The sequence below is a fragment of the Streptomyces sp. NBC_00259 genome (assembly GCF_036181745.1).
In the GTDB taxonomy this organism is placed as follows: Bacteria; Actinomycetota; Actinomycetes; order Streptomycetales; family Streptomycetaceae; genus Streptomyces; species Streptomyces pratisoli.
Genome location: NZ_CP108080.1, coordinates 6,918,853 through 6,944,598, shown reverse-complemented (window position 1 = coordinate 6,944,598; position 25,746 = coordinate 6,918,853). Strand labels below are relative to the sequence as shown.

Annotated in this window: 20 protein-coding genes and 2 pseudogenes; 13 read left to right on the top strand and 9 right to left on the bottom strand. The window is 73.0% G+C overall.

What is annotated here, in order from left to right:
• Window positions 1-16 precede the first annotated feature (16 nt).
• A complete protein-coding gene (gene ligD, locus OG766_RS31135) occupies window positions 17-1,039 on the bottom strand; it encodes a non-homologous end-joining DNA ligase (RefSeq protein WP_266386106.1) in 1,023 nt (340 codons plus the stop codon).
• 52 nt (window positions 1,040-1,091) lie between these two features.
• Here ligD and OG766_RS31130 point away from each other — a divergent pair, with 52 nt between their 5' ends.
• On the top strand, window positions 1,092-2,165 hold the full coding sequence (locus OG766_RS31130) for an ATP-dependent DNA ligase (RefSeq protein ID WP_266386109.1): 1,074 nt from the start codon (window positions 1,092-1,094) through the stop codon (window positions 2,163-2,165).
• Between the two features lie 22 nt (window positions 2,166-2,187).
• Here OG766_RS31130 and OG766_RS31125 read toward each other — a convergent pair whose 3' ends face one another.
• Window positions 2,188-3,450 (bottom strand): lytic transglycosylase domain-containing protein, encoded by a 1,263-nt coding sequence (locus OG766_RS31125; protein WP_328726780.1) that lies wholly within the window; start codon window positions 3,448-3,450, stop codon window positions 2,188-2,190.
• A pseudogene (locus OG766_RS31120) lies at window positions 3,447-3,689 on the bottom strand (hypothetical protein); the annotation flags it as partial. The gene OG766_RS31125 and the pseudogene OG766_RS31120, both read right to left, overlap by 4 nt.
• A gap of 362 nt (window positions 3,690-4,051) precedes the next feature.
• Between OG766_RS31120 and OG766_RS31115 the strand changes: the two are divergent.
• Window positions 4,052-4,846 (top strand): annotated as a pseudogene (locus tag OG766_RS31115) (helix-turn-helix domain-containing protein); the annotation flags it as partial.
• A gap of 59 nt (window positions 4,847-4,905) precedes the next feature.
• Here the strand turns inward: OG766_RS31115 and OG766_RS31110 are convergent.
• Window positions 4,906-6,816, bottom strand: a complete 1,911-nt coding sequence (locus tag OG766_RS31110) for an AMP-dependent synthetase/ligase (protein ID WP_328726778.1) — start codon at window positions 6,814-6,816, stop codon at window positions 4,906-4,908.
• Window positions 6,817-7,028: 212 nt separating this feature from the next.
• Here OG766_RS31110 and OG766_RS31105 point away from each other — a divergent pair, with 212 nt between their 5' ends.
• The gene (locus OG766_RS31105; RefSeq protein WP_266386118.1) at window positions 7,029-7,286 is read left to right on the top strand and encodes a hypothetical protein; all 258 of its coding nucleotides are present in this window, start codon (window positions 7,029-7,031) and stop codon (window positions 7,284-7,286) included.
• Window positions 7,287-7,339: 53 nt separating this feature from the next.
• On the opposite strand, the gene OG766_RS31100 is transcribed toward OG766_RS31105, so the two are convergent.
• The gene (locus OG766_RS31100) at window positions 7,340-8,290 is read right to left on the bottom strand and encodes a GlxA family transcriptional regulator (RefSeq protein WP_266386121.1); all 951 of its coding nucleotides are present in this window, start codon (window positions 8,288-8,290) and stop codon (window positions 7,340-7,342) included.
• Between the two features lie 153 nt (window positions 8,291-8,443).
• Between OG766_RS31100 and OG766_RS31095 the strand changes: the two genes are divergently transcribed.
• A complete protein-coding gene (locus OG766_RS31095) occupies window positions 8,444-8,893 on the top strand; it encodes a hypothetical protein (RefSeq protein WP_328726774.1) in 450 nt (149 codons plus the stop codon).
• Window positions 8,894-8,944: 51 nt separating this feature from the next.
• Here the strand turns inward: OG766_RS31095 and OG766_RS31090 are convergent, their stop codons facing one another.
• Window positions 8,945-9,370, bottom strand: coding sequence for a YchJ family protein (locus tag OG766_RS31090; protein WP_328726772.1), 426 nt, complete (start codon window positions 9,368-9,370; stop codon window positions 8,945-8,947).
• Window positions 9,371-9,495: 125 nt separating this feature from the next.
• Between OG766_RS31090 and OG766_RS31085 the strand changes: the two genes are divergently transcribed.
• The gene (locus OG766_RS31085; RefSeq protein WP_266386130.1) at window positions 9,496-11,286 is read left to right on the top strand and encodes a hydroxysqualene dehydroxylase; all 1,791 of its coding nucleotides are present in this window, start codon (window positions 9,496-9,498) and stop codon (window positions 11,284-11,286) included.
• Between the two features lie 92 nt (window positions 11,287-11,378).
• Here OG766_RS31085 and OG766_RS31080 read toward each other — a convergent pair whose 3' ends face one another.
• A complete protein-coding gene (locus tag OG766_RS31080) occupies window positions 11,379-14,228 on the bottom strand; it encodes a glycoside hydrolase family 2 TIM barrel-domain containing protein (protein WP_328727551.1) in 2,850 nt (949 codons plus the stop codon).
• A gap of 248 nt (window positions 14,229-14,476) precedes the next feature.
• Here OG766_RS31080 and OG766_RS31075 point away from each other — a divergent pair, with 248 nt between their 5' ends.
• From OG766_RS31075 to OG766_RS31040, 8 genes are all read left to right on the top strand, one after another.
• A complete protein-coding gene (locus tag OG766_RS31075) occupies window positions 14,477-15,805 on the top strand; it encodes a 6-phospho-beta-glucosidase (RefSeq protein ID WP_328726769.1) in 1,329 nt (442 codons plus the stop codon).
• Between the two features lie 10 nt (window positions 15,806-15,815).
• A complete protein-coding gene (locus OG766_RS31070; RefSeq protein WP_328726767.1) occupies window positions 15,816-18,953 on the top strand; it encodes an alpha-mannosidase in 3,138 nt (1,045 codons plus the stop codon).
• 70 nt (window positions 18,954-19,023) lie between these two features.
• Window positions 19,024-20,049 carry an NAD-dependent epimerase/dehydratase family protein gene (locus tag OG766_RS31065; protein ID WP_266386138.1) on the top strand — a complete coding sequence of 342 codons (1,026 nt, stop codon included), beginning with the start codon at window positions 19,024-19,026 and terminating at the stop codon, window positions 20,047-20,049.
• Complete coding sequence (locus OG766_RS31060) at window positions 20,046-20,723, top strand: glycosyltransferase family 2 protein (protein ID WP_266386141.1); 678 nt, start codon at window positions 20,046-20,048, stop codon at window positions 20,721-20,723. The genes OG766_RS31065 and OG766_RS31060 overlap by 4 nt, the downstream gene beginning before the upstream one ends.
• 130 nt (window positions 20,724-20,853) lie before the next feature.
• Window positions 20,854-21,477, top strand: coding sequence for a TIGR04282 family arsenosugar biosynthesis glycosyltransferase (locus tag OG766_RS31055; RefSeq protein WP_328726764.1), 624 nt, complete (start codon window positions 20,854-20,856; stop codon window positions 21,475-21,477).
• Window positions 21,474-22,172: a methyltransferase domain-containing protein gene (locus OG766_RS31050; protein ID WP_328726762.1), complete on the top strand. Its 699-nt coding sequence runs from the start codon at window positions 21,474-21,476 to the stop codon at window positions 22,170-22,172. The genes OG766_RS31055 and OG766_RS31050 overlap by 4 nt, the downstream gene beginning before the upstream one ends.
• Window positions 22,169-22,678, top strand: a complete 510-nt coding sequence (locus OG766_RS31045) for a mycothiol transferase (protein WP_328726760.1) — start codon at window positions 22,169-22,171, stop codon at window positions 22,676-22,678. Before OG766_RS31050 ends, OG766_RS31045 begins: the two co-directional genes overlap by 4 nt.
• 136 nt (window positions 22,679-22,814) lie before the next feature.
• Window positions 22,815-23,843, top strand: coding sequence for a D-cysteine desulfhydrase family protein (locus OG766_RS31040; protein ID WP_328726758.1), 1,029 nt, complete (start codon window positions 22,815-22,817; stop codon window positions 23,841-23,843).
• 116 nt (window positions 23,844-23,959) lie between these two features.
• Here OG766_RS31040 and OG766_RS31035 read toward each other — a convergent pair whose 3' ends face one another.
• Both OG766_RS31035 and OG766_RS31030 read right to left on the bottom strand, forming a co-directional pair.
• Window positions 23,960-24,433: a hypothetical protein gene (locus OG766_RS31035; RefSeq protein WP_328726756.1), complete on the bottom strand. Its 474-nt coding sequence runs from the start codon at window positions 24,431-24,433 to the stop codon at window positions 23,960-23,962.
• Window positions 24,433-25,638 carry a molybdopterin-dependent oxidoreductase gene (locus OG766_RS31030; RefSeq protein ID WP_266386162.1) on the bottom strand — a complete coding sequence of 402 codons (1,206 nt, stop codon included), beginning with the start codon at window positions 25,636-25,638 and terminating at the stop codon, window positions 24,433-24,435. Before OG766_RS31030 ends, OG766_RS31035 begins: the two co-directional genes overlap by 1 nt.
• Between the last annotated feature and the right edge of the window lie 108 nt (window positions 25,639-25,746).

Sequence of the window (25,746 nt, the reverse complement as noted above, 5' to 3'; positions counted from 1 at the left end):
CGGCCCTGAACAGCGGTCAGGCGGACTCGTCCTTCGGCTTCTTCGCGCGGCTCGGCTGGACCCGCTTCGGCTCGCCCGGCATCTTCGGGTACTCCGGCGGGTACGGAAGGTCGCCGAGCCCGTGCTCCGCCTCGTCGCGGCGGGCGAGCTCCAGCAGGCTCTCCAGGCTGAACCGGTGCTCGTCCATGTCGGCGTGGACGTCACCGGCCTCGGCGTACCTGGCCGGCATCGACTTGATGTCGAAGTCCTCCGGAACGGCGTCGTCGACCTCTTCCCAGCGCAGCGGCGCGGAGACCGGTGCGTGCGGGCGCGGCCGGACGGAGTAGGCGGAGGCGATCGTGCGGTCGCGGGCCGTCTGGTTGTAGTCGACGAAGATCCGCTCGCCGCGCTCCTCCTTCCACCACTTGATGGTGACGTGGTCCGGCATCCGGCGCTCCAGCTGCCGTCCGCAGGCGATCGCGGCGCGCCGGACCTGGGTGAAGGTCCAGCGCGGCTCGATGGGGACGAAGACGTGGATGCCGCGTCCGCCGGAGGTCTTCGGCCAGCCGCGCAGACCGGCCTCGTCGAGGACCGCGCGCAGTTCGTGGGCGGCCCGGACGGCGTCGGCGTAGTCGGTGCCGGGCTGCGGGTCGAGGTCGATGCGCAGTTCGTCGGGGTGGTCGGTGTCGTCGCGGCGGACCGGCCACGGGTGGAAGGTGACGGCTCCGAGGTTGGCGGCCCACAGCACGGCGGCGGGTTCCGTCGGGCACATCTCGTCCGCGGACCGGCCGCTGGGGAAGGTGATGTGGGCGGTGGGAATCCAGTCGGGAAGGTACTTGGGGGCGCGCTTCTGGAAGAAGGACTCCCCGGTCACCCCGTCGGGGTAGCGCTCCAGGGTGGTGGGCCGGTCGCGCAGGGCGCGGGTGATGCCGTCGCCGACGGCGAGGTAGTACTGGACCATGTCCATCTTGGTGTAGCCGCGTTCGGGGAAGTACACCTTGTCGGGATTGGACACGCGTACGGTCCGCTCGCCCACTTCGAGTTCCACCGCTGCGGCCATGCCCGTCAGCGTAGGCCGTGCCAGGACTCCCCGCATACCGGACAATCGCCGTATGGATCTGCCGGTGATGCCGCCCGTGAAACCGATGCTCGCCAAGTCCGTGGCGAAGATCCCGCCCGGGATGCAGTACGAGGCCAAGTGGGACGGCTTTCGCGCCATCGTCCACCGGGACGGTGACGAGGTGGTGATCGGCAGCCGCACCGGCAAGCCGCTCACCCGCTACTTCCCCGAGCTGGTGGTCTCCCTCCGCGACAATCTGCCGGAGCGCTGTGTCGTCGACGGCGAGATCGTGATCGCCCATGAGGGACGGCTGGACTTCGACCGGCTCACCGAACGCATCCATCCGGCGGACTCACGGGTGCGGATGCTGGCCGAGCGGACCCCGGCGAGTTTCGTCGCGTTCGACCTGCTGGCCCTCGGGGACGAGGCTCTGCTTCAGACGCCGCTGGCCGAGCGGCGCGCGGTGCTGGCCGAGGCGCTGAGCGGGGCCCGCGCGCCGGTGCACCTGGCACCGGCCACGACGGACACCGCCGTGGCCCAGGAGTGGTTCGAGCGGTACGAGGGTGCCGGGCTCGACGGAGTGATCGCCAAGCCGCTGGATCTGCCGTACCGGCCCGATGCCCGGCTGATGTACAAGATCAAGCACGAGCGGACCGCGGATGTCGTCGTCGCCGGCTTCCGCTTCCACAAGAGCGGGCCGGTCGTCGGTTCGCTGCTGCTCGGTCTGTACGACGCCGGGGGCGCCCTGCAGCACGTCGGCGTCTGCGCCGCGTTCTCGATGAAGCGCCGCGAGGAGCTGGTGGCGGAGCTGGAGCCGCTGCGCCTCGCGGATGTGTCGGAGCATCCCTGGGCGCGCTGGGCCGAGGAGGAGGCGCACGAGTCGGCCCGGCTGCCGGGGGCGCCGAGCCGCTGGTCCGGCAAGAAGGACCTGTCGTGGGTGGCGCTGCGGCCCGAGCGCGTGGTGGAGGTCGCGTACGACCACATGGAGGGTGACCGGTTCCGGCACACCGCCCAGTTCCGGCGGTGGCGGCCCGACCGCACCCCCGACAGCTGCACGTACACCCAGCTGGAGGAGCCGGTGCGCTACGACCTGTCGGAGGTGCTCTCGGAGCGGCCTTCCGGGTGAGATCCGGGCGGGCCGCGGCGGGTCAGCCCGTGGGCGAGGGGCAGGGGTCCGCCGGGGTCTCCCCCGGCGTCGGCGCGGGCGACGGCGACTCGCCTGACGAGGGGTCGGGCGACGGGGTGGGACTCGGGCTCGGGCAGGCCGTGTCCGAGGGGGTGGGGGCGGGATCCGACGGGGTCGGGCCGGGATCGGACGGAGTGGGGCTCGGATCGGGTGACGGTGTCCGTGTGGGGGTGGGGGACGCGGTCGGGGTCGGCGTCGGCGTCGGCACCGGGGGTACGCCGGGCGTGGGAGCGGGCGGGACCGGCGGCCGGCCGGGCAGCGGCTTCGTGCCGGTGGGGCTCGACGGCTGCGGACCGATGACGATGTCGCCTCCCGAGCCGGGTTCGGGGGTGCCGCGCCCGCCGACCGGACGCTTCGCCGGGGTCTTGCCGCCCGCTCCGGGGCTGGCGGGCAGCACGCCGGTGCCGTCGGGAACCTCGTGCACGCCCTTGCGGTAGAACTCCAGCCAGGCCAGCACGGTCCGCAGGTACTCCTGCGAGTAGTTGTAGCTGAGCACCGCCCGGTCCAGATCCGCCCGCACCGACAGGTTCCGGTTCCCCGCGCACAGGTAGCGACCGGCGGCGAGGGCGGCGTCATGGATGTTGTTGGGGTCGGCCCTGCCGTCGGCGTTGCCGTCCGCTCCCCAGTTGGCCCAGGTGGAGGGGATGAACTGCATGGGGCCGACGGCCCGGTCATAGGTCGTGTCGCCGTCGTACGCGCCGTTGTCGGTGTCGGTGATCCGGGCGAAGCCGGCGCCGTCGAGGACGGGGCCCAGGATCGGGGAGAGCGTGGTGCCCTTGGCATCGACACGGCCGCCGCGCGCCTGGCCCGACTCGACCTTGCCGATCGCGGCGAGCAGTTGCCAGGGCAGCCGGCAGCCGGGGTCGGTCCGTGCGACGCTCCGCTCCGCCGCCCGGTAGGCGGCGAGGACGGACGCCGGGATGCCCGACTGGCCCCATACCGCCTGCCTGCCGGGACCGGCGCCGGTCGACGGGCCGGTGGGGCCGCCGGGCGGCACGGGTGTGGCCAGCGGGGGGAGTTCGGTGTGGTAGGAGTCGTCGTCGGGCGGTGGTCCGGCCCAACTCGTGGGCTCCGTGGGCGGCTTCTCGCCCTTCACCGGCTCCTCGCCCGTGAGGCCCGGGGCCTGCGAGGCGGTGAGCGCCGCCATCGCGGCCACGGCCGCGGCGGTGCCGCCGAGACCCCGCCGCATCCGGCGGCTGCCGAACCGTGCGCCGATCGGCCTCATGTACCCGCCCCAGACGTCTCGATACCGGCGATCCGCCACGTCGCACCCTTCCGTGTCAGGTCCACGGCGAACATCGCGGCGGCGTATGTCGTTCCGCCCAACGACGCGGTACTTGCGTTGCTCTGATCGGCAAAGATCTGGACACGAGCCCGGTCGTCCTCGATCAGTTCCACACCGCTCTCCGTGACGGTCGTGGTCAGCACGAGCTTCTTGGCGGCCGCCTGTGCGCGAACTGTCGCTTCACGGCCGCGTCGAGCGAGTCGTACGGCGGGGCGATACGCGTCGCGCAGATTTCGCGAAACCCCTTACCAGTCGGTTGTTTCCTTGTCGTCCGCCCAGCAGGTCACTTCGGCATCTTGTCCGGAAGTGAGCGCTCCGGCGCCGCGGCCCGCAGTTTCCCGTGTCCCGACCGGTGCGCCCACCACCACACCTGGTCTATGTTCGGCATCCACGAGGCATCCACACCGTGGTCACAGCTGTCGGGCAGTGGGAGCGCTTTCCGTCCCGCACATCACCACCCCCCACCGGACGCCCGGAGCGCGAGGGGAGAAGCACACACATGCCGAGAACCACTCAGCCTTCGGACGCGGGTGAGCCGCTTGGCCACGTGAACGTGCGGGCACAGAGCGTCCAGCGGACGGAGACGCTGCGCCGGCGACTGCTCCATCTCGTGCTGGCCGGGCCCTCCGTGCCCCGTACCGCGGTCGCCGAGCTCGCCGAGCAGACCGGCTGGTCCCTGCCGGAGCGGGTGACCATGGTGGCGCTACGGGCCCCCGCCACGCCGGACCTGGCCGAACTGGACAACGATGTCCTCACCGACCTCGGCGAACCGCAGCCGCATCTGCTGATCCCGGGGCCTCTCGACGAGGCCCGAAGACGGATGCTCCAGGCCGCGCTCGCCGGCACCAACGCGGCCGCGGGGCTCACCGTCCCGCTCGCCACCGCGGCCGACTCCCTGCGCTGGGCGCGCAGGCTCCTGGACCTCGTCGACACCGACATCGTCGAGGACGGCCCGCTGGTCCTGTGCGACGACCATCTGGTCACGCTGTGGCTGCTGTCCGACCCGGCGCTCCTCGACCAGCTCACGGAACGGGAGTTGGCTCCCGTCTCCACGCTCACCCCGACCCGCCGCGACCGCCTCATCGAGACCCTGCGCATCTGGCTGGACACCCGCGGCACGGCCGCGCAGATGGGCGAACTCCTCGACGTCCACCCGCAGACCGTGCGCTACCGGCTGCGCAGTCTGGAGTCCATCTTCGGTGGCCGGCTCACCGACCCGGAAAGCCGGTTCGCCACCGAGATCGTGCTGCGCGCCGGGCATCTGCGCGCACGCGCGGCCCGGGTCCGGCGCGGGGCGCCGGGACGGTCCGGGTCCCGTGAGACCGCGACGAACTGACAGCCGGCCCCGGTCCCGTCCACTGCCGCCCCGCTCCAACTTCCGCTCCGCCGGCTCTCTCAGCCGTACAGCGCGTCGATCTCAGCGGCGTACGCGGCCGCCACCGCATGGCGTCTGACCTTCAGCGACGGCGTGAGCATGCCGTTCTCCTCGGTGAACCCGCCCGGGACGATGCGGAACGCGCGGATGGACTCGGCCCGGGAGACGGCCCGGTTGGCGTGGTCGACCGCCCGCTGGATGTCGGCGGTCATCTCCGGGTCCTCGCACAGCTCGGTGAGCGGTGTACCGGCGGGGCGTCCCCGGACCGCGAGCCAGTGCGGGAGCGCCTCCGGATCGAGTGTCACGAGCGCGGCGACGAACGGCCGGTTGTCGCCGACGACGATGCACTGGCCGACGGGCGGGCGGCTGCGCAGGCGGTCCTCCAGGACCGCGGGTGAGACGTTCTTGCCGCCGGAGGTGACGAGGATGTCCTTCTTCCGGCCGGTGATGGTGAGATGGCCCTCCTCGTCGAGACTGCCGAGGTCACCGGTGGCGAACCAGTCGTCGTGCAGCACCTCCGCGGTGGCCGCCGGGTTGTTCCAGTACGAGCCGAAGACGATGCCGCCCTTGACGAGGACCTCGCCGTCGTCGGCGATCCGGACGGCCGTACCGGGCACCGGGAGGCCGACGGTGCCGGGCCGGGGGCTGAGCGGCGGGGTGATCGTGGCGGCCGCGGTGGTCTCGGTGAGGCCGTAGCCCTCGTAGACGATGATCCCGGCGGCGTAGAAGAAGAGGTTGAGCCGGCGGTCCAGCGGGGAGCCGCCGCTGATGGCGTAGCGCAGTCTGCCGCCGAGTTCCTTGCGGATACGCCGGTAGACGAGCAGGTCGTACAGCGCCCAGGCGAGGTACAGGCCCGGCCCCGGGCCCTTCGCCCGGCCGAGGAACTTCGCGAGGTAGGCCTCGGCGAACCGTACGGCGATCCGGTCGGCCCGCTCGAAGGACGCGCCGCGTCCGATCTTCTCCGCGGTGGCCCGTCCCGTGTCATGGATCTTCTCGAAGAGATACGGCACACCGACGACGAAGGTGGGCCTGAACGACCGGAGTTCGGGGCGGAGTTCGTCCGGCTTGATGCCGGGGCAGTGGCCGAGCTCGATACGCGCCAGCAGGCAGGCGAGCTGGATCGTACGCCCGAGGATGTGCGCGAGCGGCAGGAAGAGGAGGGTCGACGCGGTCTGGCCGGTGACCTCCTTGAACACGGGGTGGAGCAGTTCCACGGTGTTGGCGGCCTCGGCGTGCAGATTGCCGTGGGTGAGCACACAGCCCTTGGGGCGGCCGGTGGTCCCCGAGGTGTAGCAGAGGGTGGCGATGGTGTCGGGGGTGAGTGCGGCCCGCCGCTCGGTGATCTCCTTCTCGGGTATGCCACGGCCGAGCACGTCCAGTTCGTCCAGCGCGCCGCCGTCGATCACCCAGCTGCGGGGCGGCTCGGGCAGGGACCGTGCGGCCTCCGTCACGGTCGCGGCGTTCTCGTCGCTCTCCACGACGACGAACCGGGCGCCGGAGTCGCGCAGGATCCAGGCGATCTGTTCGGCCGACGAGGTGGCGTAGACGGGCACGGACTGTCCGCCCGCGGCCCACACCGCGAAGTCGAGGACGGTCCATTCGTAGCGGGTGCGGGACATCAGCGCGACCCGCCCGCCGGGCTCCAGGCCCGCGGCGACGAGTCCCTTGGCGACGGCGGTCACCTCCCGGGCGAACGCGGCCGCGGTGACGGACCGCCAGCCGGTGGCGTCCCGGCGCCTGAGAACCACCGCGTCGGGTGCTTCGCCGGCGTTGACGAAGGGGATGTCGGCGGCGGATCCGGCGGCGGGCGCGACGAGCGGCGCGGCGCGCACCTCGCGTACGGCGCCGTCCTCCCTGATCAGTTCGACGGCGGCCCGCCCGGCCAGGTCGGCGCGGCGCCTGGCCCGCCCGAGATCCTTGCGTACGCCCATGGCCGGCTCCCCTTCACGGTGCGACAGCGGACTTACCGGGGGTTACAGGCAGGCCAACTTACTCCCGCGTAAGGAGAAATCAACGGCCGCGACCTAACGGTTTCCCCATAGAGACGTCCCGGCCGACGAACCGTGAAGCGCATCAGGTACGTATAGAGGAGAACACCGCCCATGCCCGGCGTCCCCGGAGCAACATCAGCAAAGGACTCACCGTGACCGCGTCGAACCTCGTCCCCGTCCCGATTCCCGACGGCGTCGCCGCCCTGATCGGGTCCTGCATGCCGCTCGGCGTCCTGCAGGCGGAGATCGACGCCGAGTGCGCGGCGCGCGACGCACTGCGGTTCCGGGCGCCCTTCTGTAGCGAGGACCAGGCGGACCGCGAGCACGCCCTCGCGACGCTGGCCAGGGCGAACAAGGTGCTGGCCGCGTACAACCCGGGACTGGTGGTACGGCCGGGCGCACGGCGCTAGATCACGAAGAGCGGGGATCACCCCGGCCGGAGACGACCTCGACCGGAGACCCCCTACGGCCGGGTGCCGCGGAAGGCCCGGCGGTAGGCGTGCGGGCTCGTGCCCACCTGGCGCTTGAAGCGGTCACGGAAGGCCGTCGGCGAACCGAAGCCGACCTGCGCGGCGATCCTGTCGACCGGATGGGCGGTGGTCTCCAGCAGATGCTGCGCCTGGCGGATACGGGCGCGATGGAGCCACTGCAGCGGGGTCGTACCGGTCTGCTCGCGGAAACGGCGGTTCACCGTACGGGGGCTCATGCCGGCCCGGCCCGCGATGTCGGCCAGGGTCAGCTCCCGCCGGGCGTTCTCCTCCATCCAGCGCAGCAGGGGCTCCAGGGTCGCACCTGCCGGCGCCGGCGGATGGTCGTGGACGATGAACTGCGCCTGGCCGCCCTCGCGTTCGAGCGGCATCACCGAGAGCCGGGCCGCGTCGGCGGCGACGGCCGAACCGTAGTCGCGGCGGATCATGTGCAGACACAGGTCGAGTCCGGCGGCCGAACCCGCCGAGGTGAGGAACTGACCGTTGTCGACGTAGAGCACGTCCGGATCCACGTCGATCCGCGGGTACATACGGGCGAGGTCCTCGGTGCCGAGCCAGTGCGTGGTGGCCCGGAGCCCGTCGAGCAGCCCGGTCGCGGCGAGGATGAAGGAGCCCACGCAGATGGAGGCGATCCTGGTGCCGTCCGCGGCCGCCCGCCGCAGGATGTCGATCACCTCGGGGGACACCGCCGCCGCGGGATCGGCGCAGCCGGGCAGGATGATCGTGTCCGCGTCGTCGAGCACGTCGAGGCCCCAGGGCGCCCGCAGGGTGAAGTAGCCCGCGTCGATCTCGGCGGCCGGGGCGCAGACCTTGACCCGGTAGGCATCCCGCCCGTCGGGCAGCCGGGCGCGGCCGAAGGCGTCGACGGGTGTCGACAGATCGAAGGGGATGACTCCGTCGAGGGCGAGTACGGCCACCGTGTGCATGGCCATAACGTACGCCGTCGACTCCTTTCGGCCGACGCCGGTGAGCTGCCCGGCCACGGCGCGGAGCCGCTGCCGAGGCTCTGGCGAGAATCCGTGGGAACGTGGCATTACCGCCACTGTCCCTGGCCCGGCGGGCACCGTTAGCGTCGGCCCGTGACCAAGATCCTCCTCATCGTCCATGTCCTGGCCGCGATCATCGCCGTCGGTCCGGTGACCGTGGCGGCCAGCATGTTCCCCGCGGCTGCCCGCCAGGTGCTCGCCGATCCGGCCGACGAACGGGCACGCGCCGTGCTCCGCAACCTCCACCGCGTCTGCCGGGTGTACGCGCTCGTCGGCGTCACCGTCCCCGTCTTCGGCATCGCGACCGCCAACAGCCTCCATGCCCTCGGCGACACCTGGCTCATCGTCTCGATGGTCCTCACCGCGATCGCGGCCGCCGTCCTCGCCGCGCTGGTGCTGCCTCGCCAGAGCGCGGTCCTGGAAGGCCCCGCCGAGATCGCGGACACCAAGCGGCTCGCGATGTACACGGGGATCTTCAACCTGCTGTGGGCGATAGTCACCGTACTGATGATCGTGCGCCCGGGATCGACGACGAGCGTCTGAACCGGCCCGTTGCCGACCCCGTCGGCCCGGTCCGTTCCCGCAGCCTCCCGCTCACTCCATGAACGTGCCGCTCACGTACACCCAGGCACCGTCGTGCCGCTCGAAATGGCTGCGCTCGTGGAGCCGTCCGGGCTCCCCCGCCCGGGTGTAGCGGGCGACGAAGGTGACCGTGCCGGTGGAGTGGAACATGCTGCCCTCGGTCGTTCCGGCGATCTCCAGACCGGTCCAGCGCATCCCGGGGTCGAAGTCGACGGAGCTCGGCCGGTTGTCCGGATGCCAGGTGCGCAGGAGATAGGTCTCGTCGCGGACCACGAAGGCGCTGTAGCGGGAGCGCATCAGCAACTCCGCGGTCGGGGCGGCGGCCTGTCCGGTGTGGAACCTGCCGCAGCAGGCGCCGTAGGCGGCGGGGAGTCCACAGGGACAGGGGGATCCGTCGGTGACGGCGGGCTGTGGGGGGCGGGTGGTACGTCGGGCCATGGGGCCATTGTGTCGCCCGCGGCGTCGCGCTGGGTGACTGGGCCCGCGCACGCCTTCCGGGTCGGGGGAGCCGTCGTTAGGCTCCTGCGCCGGACCTGACAGTTACCGTCGAGTAGGGGTTGGGCATGGATCGCCTGGACACGGACCGGCAGGGAGCGACACGGCGCACTTTCCTCGCGGGAGCCGCGGCGGCCGGCTCCGCCGCGGCACTCACCACCACGGCGAGCGGACCGGCCTCGGCCGCGGCACATGAAGCCGCCGGGCCTTCGGTCGCGGTCCTGGGCGGGGGCGTCGCCGGCCTCACCGCCGCTCATGAACTCGCCGAGCGCGGCTTACGCGTGACCGTCTACGAACGCAGAGCGCTCGGCGGCAAGGCCCGCAGCATGGACGTACCCGACAGCGGGAAGGGCGGCCGCAGACCGCTGCCCGCCGAGCACGGCTTCCGCTTCATCCCGGGCATCTACCACAATCTGCCGGACACGATGCGGCGCATCCCCTTCCCCGGCAACCCCAACGGCGTCTGGGACAACCTCGTCGCCCCGCCGGAGATGTCCTTCGCCCGCACCGGGGCGGAGGATCTGCGCATCCCGCTCCCCTGGCCCGGTCACCGGCCGCCCGAGCTCACGCTCGACGAGATCCGCCGGGCGCTGACCGCGTTCATCGACACGGCCCTCGGCATCCCGCTGCACGAGAGCGCGTACTTCGTGAACCGCGGACTGGTCTTCCTCACCAGCTGCGACGAACGGCGCGACGAGGCCTGGGAGCGCACCCCCTGGTGGGACTTCATCCGGGCCGAGGAGATGAGCTACGACTACCAGCGCATCCTCGCCGTCGGCCTGACCCGCAACATCGTGGCGACCAAGGCCGAGGAGGCCAGCACCAGGACGGTCGCCACCCTGCTGGAGGCGTTCGTCTTCAACGCGCTGGGCCGTGGCGCAGACGGTCCCCTCGACCGCATCCTCAACGCCCCCACCAACGAGGCCTGGATCGATCCCTGGGCGGCTCATCTGCGCTCGCTGGGCGTGGAGTTCAGAATCGGCTGGACGCTGCGGGAGCTGGTGTACGGTTCCGGCCGCATCACCGGGGCGCTCATGGAGGACCCGGACGGCGCCCGCCGCACCGTCACCGCCGACCACTACGTCTCGGCCGTTCCGGTGGAGCACGCCCGGCGCACCTGGAGCGCGGCACTGCGGGCGGCCGACCCCCAGCTCGCTCGCTGCGACCGGCTGGAGACGGACTGGATGACGGGCATCCAGTTCTATCTCACGGAGAAGGCGCCGCTGCTGCACGGACACCTCAACTGCATCGACTCACCTTGGTCCCTGACGGCGATCCAGCAGGCCGGGCACTGGCCGCACCGCGACTTCCCGCGGGACTACGGCGACGGGATCGCGGTCGACTGCCTTTCGGTGGACATCTCCGAGTGGGACAGGCCGGGAATCCTCTACGGGAGGACGGCCAAGCAGTGCACGCGCGAACAGGTCGCCCGCGAGGTGTGGGCGCAGCTCAAGGCCGCGCTCAACGACACGGGGCGCCCGGTCCTCAAGGACAGCGCCCTGCACTCCTGGTTCCTGGACCCGGGCGTGGACGGCCTCGGCACCCCGCACCCCACGAACGAGGACGAACTGCTCATCCACCCGGTGGGTACCTTCCACAACCGCCCGTCCGCGGCGTCCAGGGTCCCGAACCTCTTCCTCTCCGGTGATTACGTCGCCGTCGACATCGACCTGGCGACGATGGAGGGCGCCAACGCGTCCGCGCGTGCCGCGGTCAACGCCCTGCTGGACCGCATCGGTTCGCCGGCGACGCGCTGCACGATCGAGCCGCTGTTCCGGGCGCCGGAGCTGGACCACCTCAAGCGACACGACCGCACGCGCTACCGGCTGGGGCTGCGGAACGTGTTCGACCTCGGTTGACGGCGTCCCGGACCGGGACCGGGACACGGCCGAGGGGCGACGAACTTCCGACTCTCCCGGCCGAGTGGCCCGGGAGGCCGGCCCCCGAGGCGCTACAGGGTCCGGATGCTCCACGTCCAGCGGTGCGTCCCCGGGGCGATCAGGTACGGCGGCAGGGTGTCCGGCCCGCAGGAGGCGGTGCCGAGGCCCCGGTGGGCCGCGTCGATGTGGACCACGCACCCGGCGCGCGGGGTGAGTTCGTCATGGTGGGCGGCGGCGGCGAGATCGGCGGCCCGATGGCGGGTGACGGAGACCTGGCGGGGCACGTCCAGCCGTACGGCGAGTCCGGTCCCGTCGGGGCGGGTGAGGGAGAAGGCCCGTACGCCGTTGCGCCCGCCGCTCTCCTGCGGCCGCAGATAGGGCGTGAACAGGTCGTCCACCCTTGCCCTGTGGTGGGCCACGGCGCCGCCGGCGCAGCGGTCCGGGTAGCTCTCCCAGGGGCCGAGCCCGTACCACTCGAACGTGTCCGGTCCGGCGGCGGTCTCCAGTACGGAGCCGACACGGGCGACGTCGTGGAGCCCGGCCGGGAGGGTGGCGCTCTCCTCGACGAGCACCGAGCCGTCGGCGAGCGCGGTGAGGATCTGCTCATGGACCACGGTGCCGGCGGCGGTGGGGTATTCGGCGACGGCGGTGACCCGGCCGTTCCCGTCACGGGTCACGGACACGGGCTTGCGTACGAGGGCGTCCAGTCCCCAGTCGCGCCAGCGTCCGGCCGCGCCGCCGAGCAGGTCGTTGTCGGTGGGGGCGCGCCACAGGCTCAGCACCGGCGGGGCGGTGAGCAGCGGGTGGACGAGCAGGCCTTCGGAGTCGGTCTCGACAGCTCCGCCGGCCGGGGCACCGGTGAACACGGCGGGGCGTTCGCGCAGCCGGATCCGCGGGGTGCAGATCTCGGTGTCCGCGGGGGCCCAGGGCAGGTCGTCCGCCGTGGTCACGCGCAGGGTCAGCCACAGTTCGTCCGTGCCCTGGGGCAGTTCCGGCGGCAGCGCGAGCGGCGCACAGGCGCCCGGGGGTACGTCGGGCAGGGGCACGGGCACGACGCGGGTCCCGGACTCCTCGGCGCCGATCAGCCATGCGGCGCGCAGCCGGGCCAGGCCGGTCACGTGCTGCCGGTTGTGCACGGTGACGCCGGTGCCGTCGTACGACAGCCGTAGGGGTGCGGCGAGTTCGCGGTGCTCGTACATCGCGGGCTTCGGGGTGCGGTCGGGGAAGACCATGCCGTCCGCGCAGAAGGCGCCGTCGTTCGGGGTGTCGCCGAAGTCGCCGCCGTAGGCCCAGCGGTAGCCGGGCGCGGTGGTGCCGTTCGTGTACCCGCCGGTGGCGCCGGGGCCGGCCGGGAGGCCGTCGGCGGTGCGCTGGAGGATGCCGTGGTCCCAGAACTCCCAGATGAAGCCGCCCTGGAGGCCGGGCGTCGTCTCGATCTCGGCCCAGTGGTCGGCGAGGGTGCCGTTGCTGTTGCCCATGGCGTGCGAGTACTCGCACAGGATCAGCGGCTTGGTCTGTTCACCGGAGCGGGCGTGCGCGGTGATCTCCTCCAGCGAGGCGTACATGGGGCAGACGATGTCGCTCGCGATGTCGGTGGAGGACCAGTCGGTCTTGGCGGCGCCCTCGTACTGGACGGGCCGGGTCGGGTCGTGGCGGCGCACCCAGGCGGCTGCGGCGTCGTGGTGGGCGCCGTAGTCGCTCTCGTTGCCGAGCGACCAGACGATGACGGACGGATGGTTCTTGTCGCGCAGCACCATGCGGGAGACGCGCTCGACGAAGGCGGGCAGATAGCGGGGGTCGTCGGCGATCTCGTGGGCGTGGTCGTGGCTCTCGATGTCGGCCTCGTCGACGACGTACAGGCCGAGTTCGTCGGCGAGGTCGAGCAGCGCCGGGTCGTTCGGATAGTGCGAGGTGCGTACGGCGTTGAAGCCGAAGCGCTTCACGGTCACCAGGTCGGCGCGCAGGTCGTCCTCGGTGACGACCCGGCCGGTGAGCGGGTGGAAGTCGTGCCGGTTGACGCCGCGGATGAACACGCGGTCGCCGTTGATCAGCAGGTCCCGGCCTCGGATCTCGACCGTGCGGAAGCCGATGCGGTGGTGCGAGGTGTCGGCGACGGAGCCGTCCGCCCGGTGCAGCCGCACGGTCAGTGCGTACAGCACGGGCGACTCGGCCGACCAGGGCCGTACGTCGGCCACCGTGGTGGACAGCCGGGCCTCGCCGAGGAAGTCCGAGACCCGGCCGAGCGCGCGGTTCGCGGCGTCGTGGGCGGTGTCCTGGGCGAGCCTTCCGTACCCTTCCAGCTCCGCGCTGACGGTCCAGCCGTCGGTGAGCGGTCCGCGCACCCGGCAGTCGACGCGCAGCGTCCCGTCCTGCTCCGCGCGGACGGCGACGTCGTCGAGGTGCAGCGGATCGGTCGAGTGGAGCCGTACGGAACGGGTGATGCCGCCGTGCCACCACTGGTCCTGGTCCTCGATGTGCGAGGCGTCGGACCATTTGACGACCGTGAGGCGCAGGGTGTGGCGCCGCCCCGGGGTGACGGCGCCCGTGATGTCGAACTCGCTCGCCAGGTGGGAGTCCTTGCCGATGCCGATCTGCTCTCCGTCGATCTCGGCGATGAGGACGCTCTCCGCGGCGCCGACGAGGAGGACGGTGCGACGCCCGGCCCACTCGGCGGGGATCTCGATGTCCCGCTCGTACACACCGGTCGGATTGTCGTCGGGGACGAACGGCGGGTGGTGCGGGAACGGCATCTGCACATTGGTGTAGTGAGGCAGGTCGCGCGGGTCGTGCATGGTCCAGCAGCCGGGCACGGGTGCCTCGCCCCACTGCTCGCCGAGGGGTGCGCCGGGCGCGGGCAGCAGTTGGAAGCGCCAGGTGCCGTCGAGGACGACGCTGCCTTCGCGGCGGTCCACGGCGCTCATCGGCAGCCGTCGCCAGCTGGTGAGTTCGGGCGATTCCCAGGGTCGTACGGCGTTGCGGAAGCTCACAGGGGTCCCCCAGGGCCGGCGTCGTTCATGGACGCCGACAGTATTCAACAGATTCCGACACTTTCCAACGGGTGAGTGGTCCGATCTCCTCGGGCCCGGGTTCTCGCGGGAACGCCACGAAGGTGACAGCGTGGGGCAGGAGAAACAGGGTGGGCCCACGGCACGAGGAGGGCACGGGCGGAATGAGGCTGACGATTCTCGGCGGCGGAGGCTTCCGTGTGCCGCTGGTGTACGGCGCGCTGCTCGGCGACCACGCCGAGGGCCGGGTCACCCGCGTCACCCTCCACGACCTGGACCCGGCCCGCCTCGGCGCCGTCGCCACCGTGCTCGCCGAGCAGGCCGCCGGCATCCCGGACGCGCCGGAGGTCGGCGTCACCACCGACCTCGACGAGGCGCTGCGCGGGGCCGACTTCGTCTTCTCCGCGATCCGCGTCGGCGGGCTTGAGGGCCGCGCCGCCGACGAGCGGGTCGCCCTCGCCGAGGGCGTGCTGGGTCAGGAGACGGTCGGCGCGGGCGGCATCGCCTACGGACTGCGGACCGTACCGGTCGCCATGGACATCGCCCGGCGGATCGCCGCGCTCGCGCCCGGCGCCTGGGTCATCAACTTCACCAATCCGGCCGGGCTGGTCACCGAGGCCATGTCCCGGGTGCTCGGCGACCGCGTCATCGGGATCTGCGACTCGCCGGTCGGGCTCGGCCGGCGCGTCGCCCGGGCCCTCGGCGCCGACCCGGACACGGCGTGGCTCGACTACGTCGGGCTCAACCACCTCGGCTGGCTGCGGGGACTGCACGTGGCGGGCCGGGACGAACTGCCGCGGCTGCTCCAGGACCCCGGCGCGCTCGGCTCCCTGGAGGAGGGCAGGCTCTTCGGCGCCGACTGGCTGCGCTCGCTCGGCGCGATCCCCAACGAGTACCTGCACTACTACTACTTCAACCGTGAGACCGTCCGGGCGTACCGGAGCGCCGCGAGGACCCGCGGCGCCTTCCTGCTCGACCAGCAGGCGGGCTTCTACGCGGACCCGTCGCTGAAGCGCTGGGAGCTGACCCGCGCCGAGCGGGAGGCCACGTACATGGCGGACAACCGCGAGGCCTCGGGGGCGGGCGAGCGGGCCGCCGACGACCTCGAACCGGGCGGCTACGAGCAGGTCGCGCTCGCCCTGATGCGGGCCGTCGCCCGCGACGAGCGCACCACGCTCATCCTCAACGTCCGCAACCGCACGACCCTTTCCTCGCTCGACGCGGACGCCGTGATCGAGGTGCCGTGCCTCGTCGGCGCCAACGGCGCCCGTCCGTACGCCGTCGACCCGCTGCCGTACCACGCGACCGCGTTGGTCACCGCGGTGAAGGCCGTCGAACGGGAGGTCCTGACCGCGGCGGACAGCGGTTCGCGGGCCGCCGCCGTCAAGGCCTTCGCCCTGCATCCCCTGGTCGACTCCGTCACCGTCGCCCGCCGGCTCCTCGACGGGTACACCGCCGTACACCCCGCTCTCGCCTATCTCAACCGGAAGTAGGTGCAACGAGATGCACGACGAACGGCACAGGATCGAGCAGCGCGTCGAGCGCGTACTGGAGCAGCGCATCCGGCCGGTGATCCACGCGGATTCCGTGCCGCTGACGGTGGAGGCCTGGCAGGTGCCGGACGAGCCCGTGCCGTTCGCCGAGGCGCAGGCCGCCGACTACGGGCCCTTCGCGATGGGCACCCCGTGGGGACCGCCGTGGGGCACCACCTGGTTCCGGGTGCGCGGCGAGGTGCCCGCCCGGTGGGCGGGCCTGCGCGTGGAGGCCTGGTTCGACCTGGGCTTCGTCAGCAGCTGGCCGGGCAACCAGGCCGAGGCGCTCGTCCATCTGCCGGACGGCACCCCGGTCAAGGCGGTCAACCCGCAGAACCAGTACGTGCCCATCGCCTCCCCGGCCGCGGGCGGCGAACAGGTCGCGTTCCTCATCGAGGCCGCGTCCAACCCCGACATCCTCAAGGACCGCTTCCGCTCCCCCACCCCGATGGGTGACAAACGCACCGCCGGCCGCGCCCCGCTGTACACCTTCACCCGGGCCGATCTCGCCGTGCTCGACGAGGACGTCTGGCATCTGTCCCTCGACATGCAGGTGCTCAAGGAACTGATGCTGGAGCTCGGCGAGCAGGAACCGCGCCGCCACGAGATCCTCCACACCCTGGACCGGGCGCTGGACGCGCTCGACCTCGACGACGTGCCGGGGACCGCCGCCCGGGCCCGTACCGTCCTCGCCGACGCCCTCGCGCGGCCCGCGCACGCCAGCGCCCACACCCTGTCGGCGGTCGGCCACGCGCACATCGACAGCGCCTGGCTGTGGCCCATCCGTGAGACCAAGCGCAAGACGGCCCGCACGTTCTCCAACGTCACCGCCCTGGCGAAGGAGTACCCCGAGTTCGTCTTCGCCTGCTCCCAGGCGCAGCAGTACGCGTGGGTGCGGGACAACCACCCGCAGGTGTGGGCCGGGATCAAGGAGGCCGTCCGGAACGGGCAGTGGGCGCCGGTCGGCGGCATGTGGGTGGAGGCCGACGGCAACCTCCCGGGAGGTGAGGCGCTGGCCCGCCAGCTCGTCCACGGAAAGCGCTTCTTCCTCGACGAGTTCGGCATCGAGACACAAGGGGTGTGGCTGCCGGACTCGTTCGGGTACACGGCGGCCTATCCGCAGCTGGCGAAGCTCGCGGGAATGACGTGGTTCCTCACCCAGAAGCTGTCCTGGAACCAGACCAACAAGCTGCCCCACCACACCTTCTGGTGGGAGGGCATCGACGGCTCCCGGGTCTTCACCCACTTCCCGCCCGTCGACACGTACAACGTCGTCTTCTCCGGGCGGGAGATGGCGCACGCGGTGCGCAACTACCAGGACAAGGGGCGCGGCACGCGGTCGCTGGCGCCGTTCGGGCACGGCGACGGCGGAGGCGGGCCCAACCGGGAGATGCTGGAGCGGGCGCGGCGGCTGGCCGACCTGGAGGGATCGGCGAAGGTCGTCGTCGAACACCCCGACGCGTTCTTCGCGGCCGCGCGGGCGGAGTACGCGCGGCACCCGGACGCCCCGGTGTGGTCCGGCGAGCTCTACCTGGAGCTGCACCGGGCCACCTACACCTCGCAGGCCCGCACCAAGCAGGGCAACCGGCGCAGTGAACACGCCCTGCGCGAGACCGAGTTGTGGGCGACGGCAGCGGCACTGCACGTACCGGGATACGCCTATCCGTACGCGGAGCTGGACCAGTTGTGGAAGACGGTGCTGCTGCACCAGTTCCACGACATCCTGCCGGGCTCGTCGATCGCATGGGTCCACCGGGAGGCGGAGGCGGAGTACGCGCGGGTCGCGAAGGAACTGGAAGCGCTGACCGCGCAGGCCCTGGAGGCGGTCAGCGGGGCCGGTCCGGTCGAGCCGTGGGTGTACAACGCGGGGCCTCGGGACCGGGCGGAGGTCGTACGGGTCCCGGCGACCCTCGCCGACGTCCTCGACCCGGGGCTGCCGAGGCTCTCGGACGGATCGGCCGCCGTGTTCGTGGAGGTCCCGGCGTCCGGCAGCGCGCGCGTCACGTCCCGCGCACCGTCCCCCGCCCGGGCGCACCCGCCGGTCACCGTCACCAACCGCGCCCTCGACAACGGTCTCGTACGCGTCGAACTCGCCGACGACGGCACCTTCACGTCCGTACGCGACCTGGTCGCCGGCCGCGAGGTCCTGGCGCCCGGCGGCAAGGGCAACCTGCTGCGGCTGCACAGCGATCTGCCCAACTACTGGGACGCCTGGGACATCGACAAGCACTATCTCGCCCGCTACACCGACCTGCTGGAGGGCGCGACCATCAGGATCGCCGAGGACGGGCACCTGCTGGGCGCCCTGCGCGTGGAGCGGAGCTTCGGCCGCGGGTCGCGGATCGTGCAGACCGTGAGCGTGCGGGCCGGGAGCCGCCGCGTCGACGTCGACACCGAGATCGACTGGCACGAGGCGGAGAAGATCCTCAAGGCCGGCTTCCCGCTCGACGTCCACGCGGACCGGTCCACCGCCGAGATCCAGTTCGGTCACGTCCACCGCCCCACCCACACCAACACCAGTTGGGAGGCGGCCCGGTTCGAGGTGTACGGACACCGCTGGGTGCACATCGGCGAGCCCGGCTACGGCGTCGCGGTGATCAACGACTCGACGTACGGCCACGACGTGTCCCGCACCACCCGCGAGGACGACGGCGGGACGACGACGACCGTCCGGCTCAGCCTGGTCCGCGCGCCCCGCATCCCCGACCCCGAGGCCGACCAGGGCATGCACCGCCTCACCTACGCGCTGCTGCCGGGCGCGACGGTCGAGGACGCGGTGGCGGAGGGCTACGCGCTGAATCTGCCGCTGCGGGTCGGCCCCGGCGGCTCGGACCTGCCGCCGGTGGTGACGACGGACGGTCCGGCCGTCCTGGTGGAGGCGGTGAAGCTCGCCGACGACGGCTCGGGCGATGTGGTCGTACGGCTCTACGAATCGCTCGGCGGCCGGGCGACGACCGTGGTCCGCACGGGCTTCCGGCCGGCCGGGGCGGTCCTGACGGATCTGCTGGAGCGACCGCTGGCGGGGCCGGCGCCCGCCGTGGACGAAACGGGGGTGACGTTGTCGCTGCGGCCGTTCCAGATCGTGACGCTGCGGCTGACCCGGGGGTAGTCCTTACGGACCTGTGACGCGATGGCGTGTGGCGAGGGCGGATCGTGATCCGCGCCGTAGCGTCGTCGTCATGCGAGTACTTGTCACCGGAGGCGCGGGTTTCATCGGGTCCGAGGTCGTGGCCGCGCTCGTCGCGCGCGGCCACGAGACGGTCGTCCTCGACGTCCGGGAGTCCTCCCGCGAGTCGGTCGCCGGGGACGTCCGCGACCGCGAGACGGTCGCCGCGGCCCTGCGCGGCGTGGACGCGGTCTGCCACCAGGCGGCCATGGTCGGCCTCGGCACGGACTTCGCCGACGCCCCCGCGTACGTCTCCTGCAACGACCTCGGCACGGCCGTGCTGCTCGCGGCGATGGCGGACGCCGGGATCCGCGATCTGGTGCTGGCCGGATCGATGGTCGTGTACGGCGAGGGCCGCTACGACTGCCCCGTCCACGGCGGGGTCCGGCCCGGGCCCCGGCCGGTCGCGGCGCTCGAGGCGGGCCGCTTCGAACCCGAATGCCCCCGCTGCGGCCGCGAACTCACCCCCGGCCTGGTGAGCGAGGACGCGCCCGCCGACCCGCGCAACGTGTACGCCACGACCAAGCTCGCGCAGGAGCACCTCGCGGCCTCCTGGGCCCGCGCCACGGGCGGCCGGGCCGTGGCGCTGCGCTACCACAACGTGTACGGGCCCGGGATGCCGCGCGACACCCCTTACGCGGGAGTGGCCTCCTTCTTCCGCTCGGCACTGGAACGCGGCGAGGCACCACGGGTCTTCGAGGACGGGCGCCAGCGACGGGACTTCGTGCACGTCCGGGACGTCGCGCACGCCAACGCCCTGGCTCTGGAGGCGGTACGGGACCGGGCGCCGGGCGTGCTCACCCCGTACAACACCGGCAGCGGCACTCCGCACACCGTCGGCGAGATGGCCGGGGAACTGGCCGCGGCACACGGCGGCCCCGCCCCTGTGGTGACCGGTGAGTTCCGGCTCGGCGACGTCCGCCATGTCACCGCCGACTCGGGCCGGCTGAAGGCCGAACTGGGCTGGAAACCGGAGGTCGGCTTCGCCGAGGGCATGGCGGAGTTCGCCGCGGCGGGGCTGCGGGGTGCCGGCGCGTGAACGCCACCGTGGACGTGGTCCTGCCCTGCCTCGACGAGGCCGAGGCACTCCCCTGGGTCCTGGAGCGGATCCCGGCCGGCTGGCGGGCCGTCGTCGTCGACAACGGCTCGACCGACGGCTCTCCGGAACTCGCCCGCTCACTCGGCGCGACCGTGGTCCACGAGCCACGACGCGGCTTCGGCGCGGCCTGTCACGCGGGACTGCTGGCCGCCGAGGCGGACTACGTCTGCTTCTGCGACTGCGACGCCTCGCTCGACCCGGGGCTGCTGCCGGACTTCGTGCGCCGCGTCGCGGACGGCGAGGCCGACCTGGTCCTCGGCCGGCGCCGCCCACGGACCCGCGACGCCTGGCCACTGCACGCCCGCGCCGGGAATCTCGCCCTCGCCCGGATGATCCGCAGCCGCACCGGCCTGCCGCTGCACGACCTCGGCCCGCTGCGCGCGGCCCGCCGCAAGGACCTCCTCGGCCTCGCCCTGACCGACCGCCGCAGCGGCTATCCCCTCCAGATGGTCGTCCGCGCGTCGGACGCGGGCTGGCGGGTGACCGAACTGGACGTGCCGTATCTGCCCCGGGCAGGCAGGTCCAAGGTCACGGGCACCTGGCGGGGGACGTGGCAGGCGGTACGGGACATGCGGGCGGTACTCCGTGAACGACCCCGGCCGGTCCGTGAATGACCCCGACCGGTCCGTGAATGGCCCCGGCCGGTCCGGGTCCCCGCCGCGTGTGCGGCGGGCCCCGGACCCCACGCACACCCGCAGGACACCAGCAGCACGCCACACACGACACCCGCCGAAGAAGGGCGACATGACCACCCTGCTCGTCATCGCGAAGGAACCCGTGCCAGGGAGGGTCAAGACCCGGCTCACCACGCGGTACACCCCCACGGAGGCGGCCGTGCTCGCCGAGGCGGCGCTGGCCGACACGCTCCAGGCCGTGCGGGACACACCCGCGGACCGGCGGGTCCTCGTGCTCGACGGGACGCCGGGGGCCTGGCTGCCGCCCGGTGTCGAGGTCGTGCCGCAGGCACGGGGCGGACTGGACGAGCGGCTCGCCGCCGCGTTCGCGGGCTGCTCCGGACCTGCGCTGCTGATCGGGATGGACACCCCGCAGGTGACCCCCGCGCTCCTCGCCCAGGGCCTGGAACTCGCCACGGGCGAGGCGTCGTTCGGGCCCGCCGAGGACGGCGGATTCTGGGCGCTGGGGCTCGCGGAGCCCGATCCGGCGCTGCTCTACGGGGTACCCATGTCCGTACCGGAGACCGGCGCGGTGCAGCGGCAGCGGCTGGTCGACGCCGGGCTGACGGTGTGTGACCTTCCGCTGCTGTGCGACGTCGACACGCCCGAGGACGCACGGCTGGTCGCGGCCGCCGCCCCGGGCAGCCGGTTCGCCTCGGCGATGGCGCGGCTGGCGCGCGCCGGGGCCCGATGACGACGGCCGCGGCGTGGCGGGCCGATCCGTACACCGTCGCCCTGCGCACCGGGCGCGGCCCGCTGTTCCTGCGCCGGCCGGACGGCTGGCTGCTGCCGCTGGAGGTGGAACGCTGGTGCGCGGATCCGGACGTGGCCGATCGGACCGTGCTGGACCGCTGCCGGGGGCCGGTCCTGGACATCGGCTGCGGCCCCGGCCGGCTGGTGGCCGCGCTGGCCCGGCTGGGCCGGCCGACGTTGGGCGTCGACGTCAGCCCGGTGGCGGTCGCCCGCACGGTCGGCTCGGGCGGCAGCGCGCTGTGCCGTTCCGTGTTCGACCGGCTGCCGAGGGAGGGCCGTTGGGGCACGGCGCTGCTGATCGACGGCAACATCGGCATAGGGGGCGATCCACGGGCCCTGCTCGCCCGGGTCGCCGAACTCGTCGCCACGGACGGTCTGCTCATCGCCGAGGCGGCCCCGGTGGACGTGGACGAGCGCACCGACGTGCGGGTGGCCGGCCACGACGGCACGCTGGGCCCGCCGTTCCCGTGGGCCCGGGTGGGTGTGCGGGCCCTGCTGGCCCACGCGAGCGCGACCGGCTGGAGCCATGCGGTTGCGTGGACGTCCGCCGGGCGGAGCTTCGTGTGCCTGTCCCGCGACGGGGCGCGTGTGTCGGACCCCGACGCGCGGAAGGCGCGGGGTTCACTCGCCGTATGAACTCCGCAGAAGTACTGGCCGATGCCTTCGGGCGCATCCAGGAGGTCGTGCACGAGGCGGTCGAGGGCCTCTCCGTGGAGGATCTCCACGCCCGTCTCGACCCCGGCGCCAACTCCATCGCCTGGCTGGTGTGGCACCTCACCCGGATCCAGGACGACCATGTGGCGGACGCGGCGGGCCGTGAGCAGGTGTGGCTGTCCCAGGACTGGGCGGGCCGCTTCGGGCTGCCGTTCCCCGAGGACGCGACCGGCTACGGCCAGTCCCGCGCGCAGGTCGCGAAGGTCCGGGTGGACTCCGACGAGGTGCTGCTCGGCTACTACGACGCGGTCCACGAGGAGACGCTGTCCTTCGTCCGGGGTCTGAAGAGCACGGCGCTGAACCGGATCGTGGACGACTCGTGGGACCCGCCGGTGAGTCTCGGCGTCCGGCTGGTCAGCGTGATCGCCGACGATCTCCAGCACGCCGGCCAGGCCGCGTTCGTCCGGGGCGTGCTGGAACGCCGCTGATCCTCGGCGGACGCGGGTGGTCGGGCGGCGGACGCGGGTGGTCGGGCGGCGGACGCGGGGGGCTGGGCGGCGGACGCGGACGTTTCCCGGGCGGCCACCGATCGGGGCGCGGGCCACAAGGACGAAGATGGTGGTCATGACGTCACACAGCCGCACCCCGCAGCCCGCGCCCCTCGGCAACTGGCCGACCCCGCTCGAAGCCATGCCACGGCTCGCCCGGTCCCTCGGCCTCGGCGCGGACGACCTGTGGATCAAGCGCGACGACCTCACCGGCCTGGGCGGCGGCGGAAACAAGATCCGCAAACTCGAGTGGATCTGCGGCACGGCGCTCGCCGACGGCGCCACGCATCTGGTGACGACCGGCGCCGCACAGAGCAACCACGCCCGGCTGACCGCGGCCGCGGGCGCCCGCCTGGGGCTCGGCGTCGTGCTCGTCCTCGCGGGCACACCCGGATCGTCGGCGGCCGGAAACCTCGCGCTGGACGGGCTGTTCGGCGCCACCGTCGTCTGGGCGGGCGACGTCCGCGGCGCGGCGCTCGGCACCGTGGCGGAGCAGGTGGCCGGGCGGCTGCGGGACCGCGGCGCCGTCCCGGCACTGGTCCCGTTCGGCGGTTCCAGCGTGCTCGGCGCGCGCGGCTACGCGCAGTGCGGGCGCGAACTGCTCGCCCAGGCACCCGGCCTGGCCACCGTCGTCGTCGCGGCCGGCTCCGGCGGAACCATGGCGGGCCTCGTCGACACGCTCGGCCCCGCGCGTGTCCTCGGCGTGCACTGCGGCGCCGTCGCCGACCCCGCGGGGACCGTGTCCGCGCTCGCCTCCGGCCTGTCGGACACCGCCGTCGAGCCCGGGTCGCTGAGGCTGCGGCTCGACCAGGTGGGCGAGGGCTACGGCGCGCTGACCGAACCGGTCATGGCCGCGCTGACGCGTACGGCCCGCACGGAGGGCATCGTGCTCGACCCGGTGTACACCGGCCGCGCCATGGCCGGTCTGATCGCGGCCGTCGAGGACGGCGACATCGTTCCGGGGCAGCGGACGGTCTTCCTGCACACGGGCGGTCTGCCGGGGCTCTTCGGCCACCCGGCGGCCCTCGCCGCCGCGGAGGCCGAACTCACCGCCGCGGAGGCCGAACTCACCGTCGGGGAGGCGGATCTCACCGTCGGGGAGTGAGTGCGCACCCTCCCGTCCGCCGCGGCCGCCGGTGACGACTCGGGCTCGGGTGCCGAGCAGCCCAACGGACCCGCGGCCCCGGGGACTTGCGTGCCGGGCGGACCTGTGGCCACGCGCTACGCCCCCGCATCCGTGTCCGCCCCGTCCGCGTCCTCGCGGGCCTTCGCGTCGCGACGCGCCCGGCGTCTGGCCCGCCGGTCCGAGAGTGTCCGCCCCGCCCTCGGCAGCAGCAGCGCCGCGGCGGCGAGCGCGACGACGACGGCCAGCGTCAGCAGCCAGTTGCGCAGATAGTCCAGCGGCAGGGCCGTCGGGTTCGTCGGGGCTCCGGGCCGCAGCAGGGGCGGCAGGGCGATCAGGGTCAGCGCACCGCACACGACGAGGGCCGCCCGGAGTACGCCCCGGGCGGGCAGGGCTGCCAGCAGGAGCCCCACGGCGAGGACGGCGGGGGCGATGAGGCCGTCGTGCAGGAGGACGGCTCCGGCGAGCCAGATCACGACGTCCCACGGGTCCCGTACCCCGCCGTCGCCGAACAGCAGCCACGCCCCGTAGCCCATCAGGCCGACGCCGGCCGCACCTGCCGCGAACCGCATCACAGCACCTCCAGCCGGCTGACCCATTTGGTCTGCAGCACACCGGGCCGGTTGGGGGCGATGATGCGCGCGGGGAACCCGTGGTCGATGGCCAGCACCTCGCCGTTCAGCCGCAGCGCGAGCAGGGTCAGCGGGTCACGCGCGTACCCCTGGCCCATCTCCATCACCCGGTACGCGCCACGCCGCTCCAGTGACACCACCCGCAGGACCGCGCCGGGCGGGGCGCCCGCCCGGTCGAGCAGGTCCCGGATCCGTACGCCGGTCCACTCGGCCGACTTGCTCCAGCCCTCGACGCAGGCGATCGGCAGGGTGACGGTGTGCTGGCGCATGGCCCGCAGCTCGGCGAGCGAGAGCTCGTACGGGCGCGGCCCTGCCACCGTCAGCCGCCAGCGGCCCGCGGACAGCCCGGTGACGCGTGCCGCGGCCGCGGTGCGGTTGACGGGCAGGCCCTGCAGGCCGTGGTCGGGGTGGCGGGGCGCCAGCAGGTCGAGGCGTTTGAGCGGGGTGGCCGACTGGCCGACGGTGACCAGTGTGACCGCGCCGACGGCCGCCGCGACGCCCGCGAGGAACGACCGCCGGTCCGCCGCGTCCTCGGCCGGGAGCTCCAGCGTCCCGGATGAACGGCGGGTCCAGTGCGCCCTGATCTCGGGCGCCTTGACCGCCAGATGCAGCAGCAGCGCGCCCACCAGCACCCAGGCCACGGCGTAGTGCACGGGTACGAAGGAGAACGGCCACGGGTACCACTGCACGATGTTGAGCAGTCCGCTGAAGAGCTGGAAGACGGCCGCCGCCACCAGCACCGCCACCGACAGGCGCTCCAGGGCGTGTCGCAGGGACCGGACCGGTGGCCACACGAACAGCCGCGGGTACACCGTCCACAGCTTCGCCATGAGCAGCGGGATCGCGGCGATTCCGCTCGCCACGTGCAGTCCCTGGGTCAGCCGGTACCCCCAGACGGGCCGGGGCGGCAGCAGGGGCACCAGCCAGCCCGGCGGCTTCTGGAGGAAGTGGCTGATCAGTCCGGTCAGGAAGCAGACGGCGATCATGACGCCGAGCCAGCGGCCGATGGCCGTGGCGGTCACCGGGTCGTGCAGCCGGCCCTTGAAGGACGGCAGGGGCGGCCGCTTCGGCAGCCGTGGGGCAGCCCGTCGCAGGGCGGACAGTCGCAGGGCGGGCCGTCGCGGGGCCGGTGATCGGAACCTCATGTCTCCATCAGACCCCCTGAGGTGCCGTCAGGCGCGGCTCCGGCACCTTACGGATCTCTGACGTCGCCGGGCGGTGCGCCGTCCACGGCGGGCGGGGCTGCCAGGCTG

Bases quoted from the DNA above. Each gene is read 5' to 3' on its own strand.
- OG766_RS31075 (WP_328726769.1), top strand. From the start codon at position 14,477: ATGAGGCTGACGATTCTCGGCGGCGGAGGCTTCCGTGTGCCGCTGGTG.
- OG766_RS31125 (WP_328726780.1), bottom strand. From the start codon at position 3,450: ATGAGGCCGATCGGCGCACGGTTCGGCAGCCGCCGGATGCGGCGGGGT.
- OG766_RS31070 (WP_328726767.1), top strand. From the start codon at position 15,816: ATGCACGACGAACGGCACAGGATCGAGCAGCGCGTCGAGCGCGTACTG.
- OG766_RS31050 (WP_328726762.1), top strand. From the start codon at position 21,474: ATGACGACGGCCGCGGCGTGGCGGGCCGATCCGTACACCGTCGCCCTG.
- OG766_RS31065 (WP_266386138.1), top strand. From the start codon at position 19,024: ATGCGAGTACTTGTCACCGGAGGCGCGGGTTTCATCGGGTCCGAGGTC.
- OG766_RS31030 (WP_266386162.1), bottom strand. From the start codon at position 25,638: ATGAGGTTCCGATCACCGGCCCCGCGACGGCCCGCCCTGCGACTGTCC.
- OG766_RS31100 (WP_266386121.1), bottom strand. From the start codon at position 8,290: ATGCACACGGTGGCCGTACTCGCCCTCGACGGAGTCATCCCCTTCGAT.
- OG766_RS31040 (WP_328726758.1), top strand. From the start codon at position 22,815: ATGACGTCACACAGCCGCACCCCGCAGCCCGCGCCCCTCGGCAACTGG.
- ligD (WP_266386106.1), bottom strand. From the start codon at position 1,039: ATGGCCGCAGCGGTGGAACTCGAAGTGGGCGAGCGGACCGTACGCGTG.
- OG766_RS31045 (WP_328726760.1), top strand. From the start codon at position 22,169: ATGAACTCCGCAGAAGTACTGGCCGATGCCTTCGGGCGCATCCAGGAG.
- OG766_RS31080 (WP_328727551.1), bottom strand. From the start codon at position 14,228: ATGAGCGCCGTGGACCGCCGCGAAGGCAGCGTCGTCCTCGACGGCACC.
- OG766_RS31110 (WP_328726778.1), bottom strand. From the start codon at position 6,816: ATGGGCGTACGCAAGGATCTCGGGCGGGCCAGGCGCCGCGCCGACCTG.
- OG766_RS31090 (WP_328726772.1), bottom strand. From the start codon at position 9,370: ATGGCCCGACGTACCACCCGCCCCCCACAGCCCGCCGTCACCGACGGA.
- OG766_RS31085 (WP_266386130.1), top strand. From the start codon at position 9,496: ATGGATCGCCTGGACACGGACCGGCAGGGAGCGACACGGCGCACTTTC.
- OG766_RS31130 (WP_266386109.1), top strand. From the start codon at position 1,092: ATGGATCTGCCGGTGATGCCGCCCGTGAAACCGATGCTCGCCAAGTCC.
- OG766_RS31055 (WP_328726764.1), top strand. From the start codon at position 20,854: ATGACCACCCTGCTCGTCATCGCGAAGGAACCCGTGCCAGGGAGGGTC.
- OG766_RS31035 (WP_328726756.1), bottom strand. From the start codon at position 24,433: ATGCGGTTCGCGGCAGGTGCGGCCGGCGTCGGCCTGATGGGCTACGGG.